The sequence below is a fragment of the Bacteroides sp. A1C1 genome (genome assembly GCF_004328515.1).
GTDB lineage: Bacteria > Bacteroidota > Bacteroidia > Bacteroidales > Bacteroidaceae > Bacteroides > Bacteroides uniformis.
The window spans coordinates 3,683,662-3,700,751 of record NZ_CP036491.1; the positions used below are offsets into that span (position 1 = coordinate 3,683,662).

The window sequence follows — 17,090 nt, forward strand, 5'->3', positions numbered from 1 at the left end:
TCGTATTAATGTGTTTGTCCGTCTTTAAAGTAGTTTAGGGCTGTTAGAGTTTAGTTTATATGGAGCCGTATCCTTGACAGATGGGAATCGGACATTGAATGCATTGAAAAACTTCATTTAATTATTTAATCAATAGAAAATCTATGAAAAGATTACACACATCAATGAAATGTATTGTTGGCATACTGTTGGTTGTCCTGATGGTTGTGCCGAACGGGCTGAAGGCCGAAACCACAGAGGTGTTCCAGGCTTCTAAAGTAACAGGAGTTGTTCTGGACGAACTGGGCGAACCGGTTATCGGTGTTACCGTGCGTGTCAAGAATGACAAGAGGAACGGTACTATCACGAATGCCGATGGACGCTATGTGATCAGTGTCTCAAAAAATGCGACATTGATATTCTCTTATATAGGTTACAGGACACAGGAGGTCGCAGTGAAGGGCAGAAATACGGTCAACGTGACATTGTCGGAGGACAGCCAGATGCTGGAAGAAACAGTAGTCATTGGTTATGGCAGTGTGAAAAAACGTGACCTTACAGGTGCTGTATCATCCTTGAAAAGTGAGGACTTGCTAAAAACCAACCCTGTGAGCATAAACCAGGGTCTGCAAGGAAAAATGGCAGGTGTAAATGTGTCTCAATCAGACGGTGCTCCTGGTGCGGGTATCAATATCCAGATCCGTGGTGCGAATTCATTTACTACCAGTACGGAACCTTTGTATGTGGTTGACGGCATGCCGTATTCCATGGGAGAAGGGCGTTCTACAGACTTTGGCATGAAGCAAAGTAATAACCCCTTGAGTACCATCAGTCCGCAGGACATTCTCTCCATTGAGGTTTTGAAGGACGCTTCGGCTACTGCCATTTATGGTTCCCGTGCAGCCAATGGGGTTGTTTTGATTACTACCAAATCAGGTTCTGAGGGAAAGACTAAAGTTCAACTCTCTGCCAATCTCAGTATTTCCAATCCCGTTAAGAGAATAGATGTGCTTGACGCATGTGACTATGCCTTATATCGTAATGAACGAATCACGAACGGGCTGTTGTATGACGGTTATTCGGAGGCTGACAGTTCTTTGGAATATCCATTGCAGGGATATTGGTCTGAAATAAAGGAACCCGATCCCATCACAGGTGAGATGGTGGTAGTAGGTAAGGAATATAAGCCCAGCCCTTGGGATTACCGCAATGGTTTTGATTATAAAGGAAAGATGTTCTATGGAACCAACTGGCAAGACCAGATCTTTCAGACTGCAATTAGCCAGGATTACAATGTTACCGTATCAGGTGGTGATAAGAAAGGCAGCTACATGTATTCTGGCGGGTATACAGATCAGCAAGGTGTAATTGTGAATTCTTACTATAGGCGTTATACGGCAAGAGCTAACAATAACCGTAAAATCAATGATTTTTTAGAGTTAGGTACTAATATCAGTTTCGCAACAGCGGATAATCGTTTTGCCCGTACTAATAGTGAAACTTATGGTGTGATTCCTGCTGCCATTTCATTCAACCCGACCCGTCCTGTGTTTGATCCGGATAAAGACTCAGGCTTCTCAGAAGATTTTTCTACCGGTTTAGCCAATCCCTATCTGACTGTACACACGGAAAAGAACATTCAGGAGACACTTAATGTTTTTATTTCCAGTTTTGGTGAACTGAAGTTTACTGACTGGCTGAGATATCGTCAAAAATTTGGTTATGGTTACAGTTACTATGAACGTAATACCTATAATAATCGTTGGACCGGTTCCGGAATCTCTCCTACTAATGGATATGCGACGAAATCCGATGACGCCTATGAAAGTATCACGACAGAGTCTCTATTGACTTTTGATAAAAAAATTGGAATCCATGCTGTTAATGCCATGTTTGGTATGACTTATGAAAAATATATGTGGCACAGTAAATGGATGGCGGCATCCAATTTCCCTAATGACATGAATGAAGACAATGTGATTCAAGCCGGTATTAAAGATCGCCGGATTGAGAGCAGTAGAGGGAAATCTCAGTTGATGTCCTATTTGTTTAGGGCTAATTATAATTTATTGGACCGTTATTTGTTTACATTTTCAATGCGCCGTGACGGATCTAGCAAACTGTCGGAATCACATCGTTGGGATAATTTCTATTCTGGTGCCATTGCGTGGCGTCTTTCTGATGAAGCTTTTCTGAAAAGGTTGAATTTTTTTGATAATTTAAAGCTGCGTGTCAGTGCCGGTCAGACAGGAGGGCAAGGTGTCAGTGCATATGCTACCCGTTCTCGCTTTGTAACTTCTGATTATGGCATGGGCGGTTCTTTACAGAGCGGTATGGCTGAGGACCGTTGGGGCGGTCCGGCTGCAACTCTTTTGAAGTGGGAGACGACCAACCAGTTCGATGTGGGTTTAGATATTGCTTTCTTGAATAGTCGTGTAAACTTGACGGTCGACGCTTATTATAAGAAAACAAAGGATTTGTTGCTTGACAAGCTTATCCCCATGAGTTCCGGGTTCAGTCGTATACAGGCCAATTATGGGAATGTGACGAATAAAGGTCTGGAAATTTCCGGACATTTTATTCCTGTCAAAGTACGCAATTTTTTGTGGAGCATTGATGCTAACATATCTTTTAACCGCAATAAAGTAGGTGGCTTGGATTCAGATCAATACTCGGATGTTGCTTGGGGGATTGAAAATATGTTTTTGGTACGTAATGGTGAGCCTATTGGTACGTTGTATGGTTATGTTGAAGATGGATTTTATGATAATGAGGCTGAGGTACGTGCGGATCCTTATTATAGGAATGAAACGGATTCTAAGGTAAAGAGCATGGTAGGGGAGGTCAAATATAAGAATTTTGATGAGGATCCTGTGATTGACAACCGTGATCGCCAGATAATTGGTGACACCAATCCCGATTTCCAATATGGTATAACCAATACATTGGAATGGAAAAACTGGACATTCAGTTTCTTTTTGCAGGGAACACAAGGTAATGATATTCTTAATGTCAATCTTAAGAAGTTTGATATGGCCAGTGTGGATAATATGCCTTATTTTATTTACAATAATCGTTGGACCGCAGAGAATAGGGCAAATGCTAAATGGCCACGAGCCAGTAGAACCAGCACACGTGCAATGAAGGCCTCTGACCGTTACATTGAGGACGGTTCTTATCTACGTTGTAAGAATGTCAGCTTAAGTTATCGTTTCCGCCATCCTATCAAATTTGTGGAAAGTATCAATCTGGCAGTCAGTGTCTCAAATTTGTTCACTATCTCTGGTTATAGTTGGATGGATCCTGATGTGAACTCTTTTGGTAGTGACCCTAAACGTAGAGGTGTGGATATGGCTTCCTATCCGAGTGCTCGCACATTCAACTTTGGTATTCAAATTGGATTTTAAATAATTGATGTTAGTATGAAAATCAAGAATATTTTAATGACATTGGGCTTGGGTTCCATGTTGATGACTTCTTGTTCATTGGATGAAGAAGTATATACATTTATTTCAGGTGAGGATCTTGCTGCTGACGGTGAATATGAACTGCTGGTGAATGGTGCTTATCAGCCATTGGCTTGGTTGTTTGAGTGGGGTAGTTATGACTCTGCGGTTAATTATGATAATGATTATCAGACAGGTCCTGGTTGGGCTTTTAAGGAAACCGGAACTGGTAACTTTTATAACAATGGTAGTATTAATAACCTTTTTGAATATTATTCGACTGCCATTCATCGTGCTAACTATCATTACTATTTGATAAGTACGATGACTAATGTGGCTGAAAAGGAGAAGAATAATGCTCTTGGTGAACTTCGGTTCCTTAAAGCGTGGGCCGAATTTGAGCTGGTACGTCGCTTTGGTCCTATTCCAATATTTAAAACGTCTATTAATGAGGGAAATGATACTTACCAGCCTAGAGCCTCTGTTAAGGAGGTATATGAAGATATTATTGCAAATCTAAAAGAAGCCGAAACTTTGCTTATGCCTCGTACGGATGCCAATTATCAGAAAGGGCATGTTTTTCGTGCCTCTGCTAAATCACTGTTGGCTTTAGTGTATGCGACGATTGGTTCTGCTTCAATGGAGAGTGGCAGGGTTATGGTCAAAGGTGGTCCCGGCAAAGTGACTAATCCTGATGGTACAGAGTCTGCTCTAATGCCTCAGGAAATTTGGCATGATAAGATTCGTCTTCCTGGTTATGAGGAGTTTGATTCACAAGAATATTATAGATTGGCGAAAGAAAAGGCGGGTGAGGTAATAACAGAAGGTGAGTGTACATTGGCTGCCAGCCAGAAAGACTTGTGGGCTCTTTCCAATAAGAATGGTCCAGAATTCTTGTTCTGTCTTCAGACTTATCCTGATGGAGACAATTTGTCTGGAAATTATTTAAGTGAATCTTATTATGGGTATTGGGATGATGATGGCACGATGGGTAAAGGGTATTATACCTACCGTGACCATTGGCTACAAATGTTTGATGATTGGGATGATGAACGCATTACCTGGGGAATCCTACACCGTTATCCTGGTTCTTACAATTCAGAAACTGGAGTTTATACTTGGTATTACTATCCGTTAAGAGATAGTGTCTATGTGAATCGTGAAGAAGCACCATATGAAGGCATCGAGCCTTATCAGAAAACAGACCAGCCTGCTTATGGCGCATATTTTGGCTCTCGTTTCACTAAATTTACGGCTGTAACGGGCACAATTGATGGTACACGTAAAGACTATAATTGGCCGTTTTTGCGTTATGCTGAAGTGTTGCTCCTTTATGCAGAAGCTGATAATGAATTGAACGGCCCTACTCAAGATGCATTCTCCAAGATGGAAATGTTGAATAGGCGCAATAATAGTACATTGGTGAGTGAACGTCATAAGAAAAAGCCGTTTGATAAGGAAACTTTCCGTTCGTTTATCCTCGAAGAGCGTGCTAAAGAGTTTGCGGTGGAGGGCAATCGCCGTACAGATTTGATCCGCTGGGGTATTTATCTGCCTGTAATGAACGCCATTGGAATGGATGAGAATGGTAATTTGAAGAGACGTGAAGAAAAACACTGGCTTATGCCTCTTCCACCCGATGAAATTAACGGTAATCCTTATATTGAGAAAAATAATCCTGGATGGTAATTGTTTAATTATTAATGGAGAATACAATGAAAAAGATAATAAGTTTAAAGGAGATGTACTTTGTTTGTGCCCTTCTTATAGGAATGTCTTGGACTTCTTGTTCTGATGACGATGAAACGGCTATTCCTATAAAATTGGCCAGTATAACTACCATTGCAGATTTAGATAAAGTGATTGTTGAAGCTGCTTTGGGTGATTTTATAGCTGTCCATGGAACAGGTTTGGACACCCATAATATTGATTCTATTTTGATTGATGATGTCAAGGTTGATATGCAGGAGGTATATACCGAGAATAGCATTCTGTTCATGAAAATTCCTGTGAAATTGGCGACTAATAAGACCAATAAAATCTATATTTATAATTCAACGGGCTGTTTTGAACTTCCTTTCAAGACTTTGGCTCCCGATTTGAAACTGACGCGTATGTTCAATGAGTATACCAAACCGGGCGATACTATTATGATTTATGGAGATTTTTTCAATTTGTATGAAATCGATTCACTGAATGCGGTTGTTGATTTCAATGGAAAGGTTTCCCCTGTTATACGGTCTGCTAATAATTATCTGACAGCCAAGGTGCCGGTTGATGTGGACAAGAATATCCGTGTCAAGGTCAAGGGATTGAAGCACAATGTAGAGGCGGTCTGTCCGGGACGTTATTATGACCGTGAATTCATGATCATGGATTTTGATGAACTGTTGCCAAGCGATGTAGCCAATGTTGTGACCGATGAGAAGGATCCGCAGCGTTTGAGCGGAAATTTTTTGAGAATTGATGAAAATTCTGTATATGTAGATCCTTGGTGGTGGTATATTGCAGAAAGGGGTGGCATTGAATATACGGAGGATATGCTGGGACTTGAGTCATGCAAGGATTATGTGGTGAAATGTGAGTTCCGTACATCCAATCAGTTCATCAAGGATAAAATAAGTTTCAGTATTTATCATTATTGGGCGGCAGCTCCTTGTGATTGGATTGCAACAGATTTCAATGTCCAGAACTTTAATCGGTGGGAGACCATTACATTACCGTGGAATGTATTCCAATCTGTGGATTATCCAGACTATTATCCGGGTTCATACACTAATTTTAATATGCTTCTGAAAATAGATCCTGAAATAGCCCGCAATTTTGCTTTCGATAATATTCGTATTTGCAAAAAAGGGGATTGATCTGTATTTTGTAGTGAGGACGGTAATTAGGTAATATATATTGCTGTCCTCATTTATATTTTGATATAATTTGTTTTGTAATACTATTTACTAAATCTGATAAACAATATGAATTTGAAAGGATGTATGGCTGTGTGGGCTGTTTTAGCCATAGGAGGATATGCCCTGCAGTCTTGTAATACTGCTCCGGTCAAAGAGGTGTGGCTGGATGAACTTGGCCAAGACTCATGCTATGTGCAGGATTGGGGAACTGTTGAGATAAACCGTTCGGTCGTGCTTACACCATTGACAGTCAATGGTATCGTTTATGAGCGCGGTTTGGGGGCACATTCTATCAGTCGTATACTGTATGACTTGAAGAGTGAGGCTGTGTCTATTTCCGGACTTGCTGGTGCCGACGATAACAATAGGTTTGCCGGCAAGCTTCAATTTAAAATAGTCGGTGATCAAAAGGAACTTTGGAAAAGTGGGGTCATGAAGAAAGGGGATCCCGTTAAAGAATTCAATGTGAGTCTGAAGGGGGTCGATAAAGTCTTGCTTCTTGTAGAGGAGTGTGGTGATGGTATCATGTATGACCATGCGGACTGGCTGAATGTTAAGATAGAAACTCGCGGTGATGTGAAGCCTGTTCGTGCTTGGGCAAAACCCATCGCTAAAGAAAAGTATATTTTGACTCCGCCGGCTCCTGAGGTTCCGGTTATCAATAACCCGCTGGTTTTTGGTGTACGTCCGGGCAGTCCTTTCTTGTGGTCCATAATGGCTACAGGTGACCGTCCGATGATCTTTGAGGCAAAGGGGCTTCCGGAAGGAGTCAGACTGGACGAGAAGACAGGCCGTTTTACGGGTAAGGCAATGAAGGAAGGTGATTATAATGTTTTACTGAAGGCAACCAACAGCAAGGGAACTGCCGAAAAGGAAGTGACGGTCAAGGTGGGCGGTGAGATAGCCTTGACCCCTTCGATGGGATGGAACAGTTGGAATTGCTGGGGACTTTCCGTGGATGACCAAAAAGTGAGGGATGCTGCCCGCATGATGAGTGAGAAATTGCACGCGTACGGTTGGGAATATATAAACATTGATGACGGATGGGAAGCACCGGAACGTACCAAAGGCGGTGAAATCCTTTCTAATGACAAATTCCCGGATTTCAAGGCTCTGACCGATTATATCCACGGATTAGGACTGAAATTCGGTATTTATTCTTCTCCGGGTGCTACCACATGCGGTGGTCATGTAGGCAGTTATCAGCATGAGGAAATTGATGCCAGGACTTGGGAACGCTGGGGAGTGGATTACTTGAAGTATGACTATTGCGGTTATCTGGATATTGAAAAGGATTCGAAAGAAGAGACCATTCAGGAACCTTATATCGTTATGCGAAATGCTTTGGATAAGGTAAAACGTGATATTGTATTTTGTGTAGGTTATGGCGCTCCCAATGTCTGGAATTGGGCGGCTGAAGCAGGAGGTAATCAGTGGCGTACTACACGGGATATTACTGACGAATGGAATGTGGTGACTGCGATTGGGACCTTCCAGGATGTGTGTGCAGATGCCACGGCACCAGGTAGAAACAATGATCCGGACATGCTGGTGGTTGGCAAATTGGGGCAAGGCTGGGGAAGCAAGGTGCATGATTCTTACTTGACAGCTGATGAGCAATATTCCCACATCTCTTTGTGGTGCATTCTTTCTGCCCCTTTGTTGATCGGTTGTGATATGGCAAATATGGATGACTTCACACTGAATCTTCTGACAAACAATGAAGTGATAGCGGTCAGTCAGGATCCGATGGTGGCTCCGGCTAGAAAGATGCTTGTCAAGAACGGACAGATCTGGTCTAAGAAATTGTATGACGGTTCTTATGCGGTAGGGTTCTTCCATGTGGATCCTTATTTTATTCTTTGGGATCAAGATGATGCTGAATCCATGCAGATGCGTGACTATGAATTCGACTTTGATTTGAACCTGCTAGGTATTGAGGGGAAGGCGATGGTCCGTGATTTATGGAGGCAGAAGGACTTGGGAGAAGTGGACGGCAGTTTCCAGACTAAAGTGCCTTATCATGGTGTCACTTTCGTAAAAATAACCCCAATAAAATGAATTCTGTCAAATTTGGAGAAGAATGAAGAAATTATATTTATCCATCGCTTTTTTGCTGACTTTTACTTTCCAGGTCCCTGCGCAACTGCAGGGACTGGATGTGGTGAAAGTTCCGGAGGCACAGCAGCCATATTCCGGAGAGTACATATATATACCTGATGTGGACGGCTATAAGGCTCTGAAATGTGATTTTCATGTACATACTATTTTTTCCGACGGGGATTTGAAACCGGAAAACCGCGTATGGGAAGGGGCGATTCGTGGGTTGGATGTCATAGCTATCACGGATCATATTGAATATCGTCCGAACAGTTACATCAAAGCCGACCACAACGAATCTTATAGAAGGGCCAAGACTATTGAGGCAAGTTCTAAGGTTATAGTTATTCAAGGAGCGGAAATCACCCGCTCCAAACCGATAGGGCACATCAATGCCCTTTTCTTGAGCGATGCCAATGCGCTGGATGTGGATGACCCTTTGACTGCAATAGACAATGCTCTGGCCCAAGGAGCCTTTATCATGTGGAATCATCCGGGCTGGCCCAATGACACAAGCACTATCTATAAGGTACATGAAGAGCTTATCAGGCAGAAGAAAATTCATGGGATTGAACTGGTAAATGGCTTCGAGTACTACCCAAAGGCTTTTAATTACTGTAAGGATTACGGTTTGACATATATGGGAAACACTGATATACATGGCGTCTATAGGCAGACGTATCGTACGGATATACAAAGCGGTCCTATGACAGTTGTTTTTGCCAAGGAGCGTTCGGAGGAAGGGGTAAAGGAGGCATTGTTTGCCGGACGTTCTGTTGTGAAGTTTGGAGATATTCTGATTGGTTCTGAGAAGAATCTGACGGCCTTGGTAAAGGCCTGTCTGACATATGAGGTGAAGAATACGCATGATAACCAGGCGCTGGTGAAAGTCATGAATAAATCTACACTGAACTTTGAAATCCTGTTGGATAATAAGTCAGTTACCATATTAGGCAATGCAACCACTGAATTTAAGGTCCGCTTGAATGACAAGGCGAAGTTCACTAACACTTATATTACGGATAACAGCCAGCTGGTGATTGATGTGTCGTCTTTACGGTAGGGCTTGTCATAAACCTTTAATTAATTCGTATACTATGAAGAAAATTTTGATTATACTTTTAGCTTTTCTATCTCCTCCTTTTTTTATGGTGATAATGGGGGGATGGATTCATTGAGGCAAGAAAAGGTTTATGTTCATATGGACAAGCCTTTTTATCTGGTGGGTGATACCATTTGGATGAAGGGGTATCTGGTTGATGCGCGGACGCATAGGAACAGGATGTCCGGAGCCGTTTTCTGTATGTGGAATTGATCAGTGACAGAAATAAAGTGCTGCTCCGTAAGAAGATAATGGAGGAGAAGAGTATATTCCGTAATTTTTTTCTTGGAGGAAGATATTCCAGAAGGGGCGGTATAGGCTTCGTGCTTACACCAATCTTATGCGCAATGCAGATGAATCCTTTTTTATACGCGACAGTTTGCTGTCTATAAGGATACGGAATCCTTGCTTATGTTGAAGGTGAGGTATGAGAAGGAGAAGGAAAATAGGTACCTCATGCTACTTTGTTACGTCGTGATGGAGAACCATACTCCAAGAAAAGCGTAGAGTATATGGTCTGTACCAAGGATTCTAATAATAAAGTCTGTGTCGGAAGAACAAATTTGGCAGGTGATATACTGGCCACTTTTCAAAGCGAGCATGAGGGCATTGGCTACTTTTTATTATCTGCAACAGATGGCAATTCACTATACGGTTGCGTCTGACAGTTCAGACCAGGAAAAGCGCTTTAAATTGCTGCTAGCTGTATCCGATCGGGTTGCCTTGTCTGTCACTTAGGATGATTCTTTGATATACTATAGGATGTGTGTCCCTTTCTGTCTGCATGCTGGAAGAGAAGTTGGTATTGTTGCCCCACGTATGTGGGCAGGTCGTACATCGTAGTCATATCTCTACGATGGAACTGAGGTCTCATTTCCAAGAGGGAAATGCCGGAGGTGATTGTACACTTCACTGCATTCAATGCGGTGAAGAAGCTTTGACGGAACGCCTTGTCTTTGTCCGTCAGCATGCCTCTCTTTTTCAGATGTCAGTGTTGGGCTCTCCGACAAAGAGCAGGGCTTTTCTGCATCCGGCGTTGTCTGGGAATTCCTTATGGCAACCTGAATGGGCATAAGTTATTAGTGGCCATCGCTAAAGATAGATAGGGCAATTTCTGCATAACCCACGATTTCCCTGATATGAGGGGATTCATAATTACCCCTTTCTGGAAAAAGGCACAACACTATAAGATCCGGCTGAAGGAGGACACTTATCCATCAGTCCCCCGGCTTTTATGGAGGTCTATGGTCAGGGCTAAGGCTGCCGATATTTGTACGAAGTGAACAATAAGACTGTCAACGGGATGAAGGTGTATCAGCTTCCTGAGGTGACGATACAAGGAGAGTACACTGGTCCTGATTACTTTTATCAGTCCTTTTAAGGGCGATCACTGTTTGGGGGCATGAGTGTCTACCGATAAGTCTTGGTATAATTATGAATATATGAATAATAAATGTATAATAATAAAAAACGAGTATTATGAAAGGACGGATTTTGTGTTTTGTGATTGTAGTGTGTAGTTTTCTTGTTGCCCATGCTGATGGAGCTGACTCATTGGCGCTGACCCCTCCCATGGGATGGAACAGCTGGAACTGTTTCAGTTGTGATGTGAACGAACGGCAGATACGCGAGATGGCCGACCTGATTGTGGCAAACGGGATGCGGGATGCGGGTTATACTTATGTGAATGTGGATGATTGCTGGCAGGTGGGACGTGATGCGGATGGGAATATTGTGGTTGATTCGGTGCGTTTCCCTTCCGGTATAAAAGCTTTGGCAGACTATATACATTCCAAGGGATTGAAGTTCGGCATTTATTCCTGCGCTGGTTCACTGACTTGTGCCGGGCGTCCGGGGAGTCGTGGATATCAGTTCCAGGATGCTCGCACTTATGCGGAATGGGGTGTGGATTTTTTGAAGTATGACTGGTGCTTTGATGAGGGGCAGAGTCCTCAGGGAGCTTACCGTACCATGCGTGATGCCTTGAAGGCTAGCGGTCGTCCGGTGGTGTTCTCTATCTGTGAGTGGGGGAGCAGCAAGCCGTGGACATGGGCCAAAGGTATCGGCCACTTGTGGAGGACTACGGGGGATATTATCAATGCCTTTAAAGGTACAGTACATTGGGGCGGATGCAGTGTTGTGGATATCATCGATAAGAATGCGGATTTGTGGCCTTATGCTGGTCCTGGGCATTGGAATGACCCGGACATGCTGCAAGTCGGCAACGGAGTGCTGACTGCTGAGGAGAACCGTTCACATTTTACCATGTGGTGTATGCTGGCCGCACCGCTGTTGGCGGGAAATGACCTGAGGACTATGGACAGGGAGACGCTGTCCATTCTGACGAATAAGGATGTGATTGCTATAAATCAGGACAAGCTGGGCATACAGGGTCGTCGTTACATGAAAATAGAACAGCATGAGATATGGGTTAAGCAGTTGTCTGACGGGGAAGCCGCTGTATGCTTCTTCAATCGTGACGAACAGCCGTGGACATTCGAGTATCAGTTTGGGAAAGACAAATCCCATCTCCACTTTGCGGATATCCGGTTTTGGGAATTGGAGTATGATGTTTATGATATTTGGGACGGGAATAGGCATCTTGGCACCTCCAACGACAATCTGAGTTTCAAAGTCCCTGCGCACGGTGTTGTCTTGGTAAGACTTTCCCCTAAAAACAAAAAATAATAATTTGTCATGGTAAAACTACTTTTCAGTGTAATGTGTATACTCATGTCTGTTTCCGGCTTTGCCCAGGAGCAGATCAAGATCAAGCACGGCCCTTATCTCCAGAACCTAAAGGAAACGGAAGTGACAATAGTCTGGCTTTCGGATAAGCCTTCTATAGGTTGGGTGGAGATTGCTCCGGATGATGGTACGAGTTATTACCGTACTGAGCGTATCAAGTTTTTTGATACGGTCAATGGCGTGAAGAATGTTTCGGAATTGCATGCGGTACGTGCCACGGGCCTTGCTCCCGGTACTAGCTACCGTTACCGTGTCTATGCCAGGGAGGTGCTTTCCCGCAGGGGGGAGGAGGTCATATATGGCAATGCTACGGCTCCGAGTATCTATGACCGCCGAGGATTGAAATTTACCACCAATGACAGTAGCAAGTCCGTGGCCTCTTTTGTCATGCTGAATGATATTCATGGCAATACGGACTATATACCTAAATTGCTGGCCGCTGCGGACTTCAAGAAAACAGACATGGTCATCTATAACGGTGACATGCTCAATAACCTACTGGATGAGGAGGAGTTGTTTAAAGGCTTCATGGACATCTCCATAGATATGTTCGCTACCTGCAAACCGTTGTATTATGCCCGTGGAAACCATGAGACACGTGGCTCATTTGCCACTTCCTTTCATCGTTTTTTCTCTCCGAAGGAACCCCATCTGTATTTTTTGATACGGCAGGGACCTGCTTGCTTCATTTTCTTGGATACCGGTGAGGACAAGCCTGACTCTGATATTGAATATCATGGTATCACCGACTATGACAATTACCGTACACAACAGGCGGAGTGGCTTGCAGAAGCCGTTAAATCCAGAGAATTCCAGGATGCGTCTTTCAGGATAGTGATCGCCCATATGCCTCCTTTGCCTGAAACTGACATCTGGCACGGGCAGGCCGAGGTCTTGGACAAGTTCGTTCCGATACTGAACGAGGCTGGAGCTGACGTGATGCTGTGTGGGCATTTGCATGAATATTTTAATAACAAGCCCACGGACAAAGTGCATTTTCCGGTAATAGACAATTCCTCCAATACAGTTTTAAAAGGTGTCATAAAGAGGGATAGGCTGGATATTGAGATAAGGGATATGAGTGGCGGGATAGTGGATACAATTTCTATAATGGCCCGATAGTTTTGTTATTTGTTGTTTTGGAACTTGGAATAATAATATTTGATTTGAAATAATATGAGAAACATGCATGATGTAACTGTGAAATGGATTTTTTTTCTGCTTTTGGTTATGGCGGGAAAAGCTGCAATGGCTGAAGGAATTACCTCACCGGATGGAAACCTCCGGCTTGATTTTGTGGTGAACTCTTCCGGTGAGCCTGTGTATCGATTGTCTTATAAGAACAAAGCCGTGGTGAATCCATCGAAGCTGGGGTTGGAATTGCAGGACGATCCGGGCCTGATGGATGGTTTTACACTTGTGGAGGCCAAGACCTCAACATTTGATGAAACCTGGAAACCCGTGTGGGGCGAAGTGGCACAAATACGGAATCATTACAACGAGCTGGCTGTGAGGTTGGAACAGAAGGAACAGGACCGTCATATCGTCATCCGTTTCCGCCTTTATGATGACGGTTTGGGATTCCGTTATGAGTTCCCTTTGCAAAGAGGTCTGCACTGTTTTACGGTCAAAGAGGAGCATACCCAGTTTGCTATGACAGGGGACCATACCGCTTTCTGGATTCCCGGTGACTATGACACTCAGGAGTACGACTATACTGAGTCCCGTTTGTCCGAAATCCGCGGCTTGATGGATAAGGCGGTGACGGTGAATGCCTCCCAGTTTGTTTTCTCGCCTACGGGTGTGCAGACCTCCTTGCAGATGAGGACGGACGATGGTCTGTACATCAATCTGCATGAAGCGGCTTTGGTGGACTATTCCTGTATGCATCTCAACCTGGATGACAAAAAACTCGTTTTTGAATCGTGGTTGACGCCGGATGTTTTGGGAAATAAGGCCTATATGCAGGCTCCCTGCAAAACCCCGTGGCGTACTGTCATGGTGAGCGATGATGCCCGTGATATTTTGGCCTCCAAGCTTACCCTGAATCTGAACGATCCTTGTGCATATGAAGACGTCTCATGGATTAAGCCGGTGAAGTATGTAGGCGTGTGGTGGGAGATGATTACCGGCCAGAAGTCATGGAGCTATACGGATGAACTGATTGCCATGCGTTTTGGAGAAAACGACTATACTAAAATCAAACCGAACGGCCGGCATGGCGCCACTAATGAAAGAGTGAGACGCTATATAGACTTTGCCGCCGAACATGGTTTCGACCAAGTATTGGTGGAAGGCTGGAACGAAGGATGGGAAAGTTGGGGAGGGAGCTCTCGTGACTTCGTGTTCGACTTTGTGACGGCCTATCCCGACTTTGACGTGAAGATGCTGAATGCTTATGCACACAGCAGAGGGGTCAGGCTGATGATGCATCATGAGTCTTCGGCTTCGGTACGCAATTATGAACGCCATCTGGACAAGGCCTATCAGTTCATGGCGGATAATGGCTATAACTCTGTAAAGAGTGGCTATGTAGGCGATATAATCCCCCGTGGAGAACATCACTGCGGACAATGGATGAACAACCACTACCTCTATGCCATACAAAAAGCTGCCGAATATAAGATTTGTGTGAATGCGCACGAAGCAGTACGTCCTACCGGTTTGTGCCGTACCTATCCCAACCTGATTGGCAATGAATCGGCCCGTGGTACGGAATTTGAGCCTTACGACGGCAATAAGCCCTTCCATACCACCGTGCTTCCTTTCACCCGTCTGATTGGTGGTCCGATGGATTATACCCCGGGCATCTTTGACATTTACCTGAATTTTATGAATCATGACAATCACGGGCAGATTCATTCCACGCTGGCAAAGCAACTGGCATTATACGTCACCCTCTACAGTCCGTTGCAGATGGCTGCCGATTTGCCGGAGAATTATGAATCTCATTTGGACGCTTTCCAGTTCATCAAGGACGTGGCGGTAGACTGGGATGAGAGCAAGTATCTCGAAGCGGAGCCGGGAGACTATATCACCGTGGCCCGTAAAGCCAAGGGTACGGAGAACTGGTTTGTGGGAGGCATTACCGATGAGCACGCACGTACTTCAGCTTTTGTTCTTGACTTTCTGGAACCGGGCAGGCAATACGTAGCTACGCTTTATGCCGATGCCGAAGATGCTGATTTTGAAAAGAATGCTACAGCTTACCGGATTAGGAAAGGTATTGTGACGAACAAGAGCAAGATGAATGTGAAGCTGGCGCGCAGCGGTGGATTTGCCCTGAGCTTGACAGAGGCCACACCGGAAAATATGAAAGGAGTAAAGAAATGGAAATAGGTTGACCGTTAGATGCCATTTTTATTAATTAATTGAAACAATAATGCCTATGAAAACACTGAAACAGAAGATGCTCTCTGTACTCTTTGTGGGGTTGGCGATAGCATCGTGTACTCATGATTTCTCGGAGGGATTCCGTCCTCCAGAGATGAAGCTGACGGTATCGGAAGCCCGTACGGCATTTGAACGTGAAGCGGACGCTTTGGACATCGTTCCGTTTGGTGCGGGTGCTGTCACGCGTTCTTTGGATGATGACATTGTCATTACGCCTCTTTGGAATGAGGCTGTCAGTTTTTCCGATGCAGAGGGCGCTTATGTTGTTGTCCCTTTCAATCTGCCTTTAGGCAAGATTTTTGCAAGAAAGCAATTTGATGAGGAAATTCCCGAAGATGAGAAGTTTGCCAATACGGATATTCGCTTGTTTATAGAAAAGAAACATGAAAATGAGTATCTTTACAGCATAATCCATTTAACCGGTAATTATTCTTATGTCATGGAGGAAAGTAATGACATGGCCTCGTTGCGATTGGATGATCTGGCATCTTTCTCCGGCTCTATCCGTCATTACAGTCTGCAAGGTGAAATGATGTGGGGGGATATTTATCATCATGGGCGGATTGTGGGAAAAATTTCTGCTATACCTGAGCCAAGCAGAGAAGAGCTGGATTCTCTGAGAGACAACCGCGGCTCGGTCCGTCCTCGTGGTTATGTGACCCGCTGTGACCCTCATTTGGTGGAATATGAGATTTGTTATCATACGGGTTATCCTACGGCTGAAGGTATTGTAGAGACTCATGTAGAATGTCATTTTGAGTATCGTTGGGAGGAGTATTGTTATCAGATATGGGTTGAAGACGGTACGGACAATTATCGTTGTCCTAATTGCGGTGATCCTAATTGCAACGGTAGTTGCCGGCCTACCCCTCCAGATCCAGATGGAGGAGATGTTCAGCCGGTCTTATCTCAAAAGGCTCAGGCTATAAAGAAAAAGCTTGATGTCACATTTGCAGGTTTGATAGATAATATCAAGAAAGTGGTGAGAATGAAAGAGGGCAAGACCGGTGACGGCAATCTGGCTGAGGGCGTTTCAGACAAGGCAACCATTTCTGAAATATTATATAAGAATGTACCTTTGACTCTGACTTTCAACAGTTCGCTTACGGAATTGCAACTGATGATCGTGATGGAGCATGAATATACACATCTCGAATTGCTTGAGAAATCCAGAACCGCTGGCAGCAGCAATGAATTTGCACTTAAAGAGCCTGAATTGTTGTCAGCAATCAACAATTCGTCCGAGCCAACGGATTGGGGGAAGATAAATGACGGGCACCATGAATATATGGGCAGCCATGTGGAAAGATGGAAGAACGTTTACGAAGTGCTTTCCCCGGTCAGAGTGAGGACTTCTATAAGTATGGAAAATGGGGAGGAGGGGCTACGAGTTCTGATGCGTTTCTGAAATTGACG

The 17,090-nt window shown here is 44.1% G+C and carries 10 protein-coding genes; 9 read left to right on the forward strand and 1 reads right to left on the reverse strand.

Annotated features, from left to right (window positions below; translation table 11 throughout):
* Positions 1-143: 143 nt before the first annotated feature.
* From EYA81_RS15125 to EYA81_RS15145, 5 genes are all read left to right on the forward strand, one after another.
* Positions 144-3,386, forward strand: a complete 3,243-nt coding sequence (locus EYA81_RS15125; protein ID WP_117600969.1) for a TonB-dependent receptor — start codon at positions 144-146, stop codon at positions 3,384-3,386.
* A 15-nt stretch (positions 3,387-3,401) separates the two neighbouring features.
* Complete coding sequence (locus EYA81_RS15130; RefSeq protein WP_117600968.1) at positions 3,402-5,114, forward strand: RagB/SusD family nutrient uptake outer membrane protein; 1,713 nt, start codon at positions 3,402-3,404, stop codon at positions 5,112-5,114.
* Between the two features lie 26 nt (positions 5,115-5,140).
* On the forward strand, positions 5,141-6,289 hold the full coding sequence (locus EYA81_RS15135; RefSeq protein ID WP_117600981.1) for a glycan-binding surface protein: 1,149 nt from the start codon (positions 5,141-5,143) through the stop codon (positions 6,287-6,289).
* 108 nt (positions 6,290-6,397) lie between these two features.
* Positions 6,398-8,392: an NPCBM/NEW2 domain-containing protein gene (locus EYA81_RS15140; RefSeq protein WP_117600967.1), complete on the forward strand. Its 1,995-nt coding sequence runs from the start codon at positions 6,398-6,400 to the stop codon at positions 8,390-8,392.
* A 22-nt stretch (positions 8,393-8,414) separates the two neighbouring features.
* Complete coding sequence (locus EYA81_RS15145; RefSeq protein WP_117600966.1) at positions 8,415-9,494, forward strand: CehA/McbA family metallohydrolase; 1,080 nt, start codon at positions 8,415-8,417, stop codon at positions 9,492-9,494.
* A gap of 769 nt (positions 9,495-10,263) precedes the next feature.
* On the opposite strand, the gene EYA81_RS15150 is transcribed toward EYA81_RS15145, so the two are convergent.
* Positions 10,264-10,503: a hypothetical protein gene (locus EYA81_RS15150; protein WP_119961984.1), complete on the reverse strand. Its 240-nt coding sequence runs from the start codon at positions 10,501-10,503 to the stop codon at positions 10,264-10,266.
* Positions 10,504-11,012: 509 nt separating this feature from the next.
* On the opposite strand from EYA81_RS15150, the gene EYA81_RS15155 reads away from it, so the two are divergent.
* Genes EYA81_RS15155 through EYA81_RS15170 form a run of 4 tightly spaced genes read left to right on the forward strand, consistent with a single transcriptional unit; the run spans position 11,013 to position 17,082 of the window.
* Positions 11,013-12,221 (forward strand): glycoside hydrolase family 27 protein, encoded by a 1,209-nt coding sequence (locus EYA81_RS15155; protein WP_117600965.1) that lies wholly within the window; start codon positions 11,013-11,015, stop codon positions 12,219-12,221.
* Between the two features lie 9 nt (positions 12,222-12,230).
* On the forward strand, positions 12,231-13,403 hold the full coding sequence (locus tag EYA81_RS15160; RefSeq protein WP_117600964.1) for an FN3 domain-containing metallophosphoesterase family protein: 1,173 nt from the start codon (positions 12,231-12,233) through the stop codon (positions 13,401-13,403).
* A 54-nt stretch (positions 13,404-13,457) separates the two neighbouring features.
* Complete coding sequence (locus EYA81_RS15165; protein ID WP_131225997.1) at positions 13,458-15,620, forward strand: glycoside hydrolase family 97 protein; 2,163 nt, start codon at positions 13,458-13,460, stop codon at positions 15,618-15,620.
* 49 nt (positions 15,621-15,669) lie between these two features.
* On the forward strand, positions 15,670-17,082 hold the full coding sequence (locus EYA81_RS15170) for a hypothetical protein (RefSeq protein WP_131225998.1): 1,413 nt from the start codon (positions 15,670-15,672) through the stop codon (positions 17,080-17,082).
* The last annotated feature ends 8 nt before the right edge of the window (positions 17,083-17,090 follow it).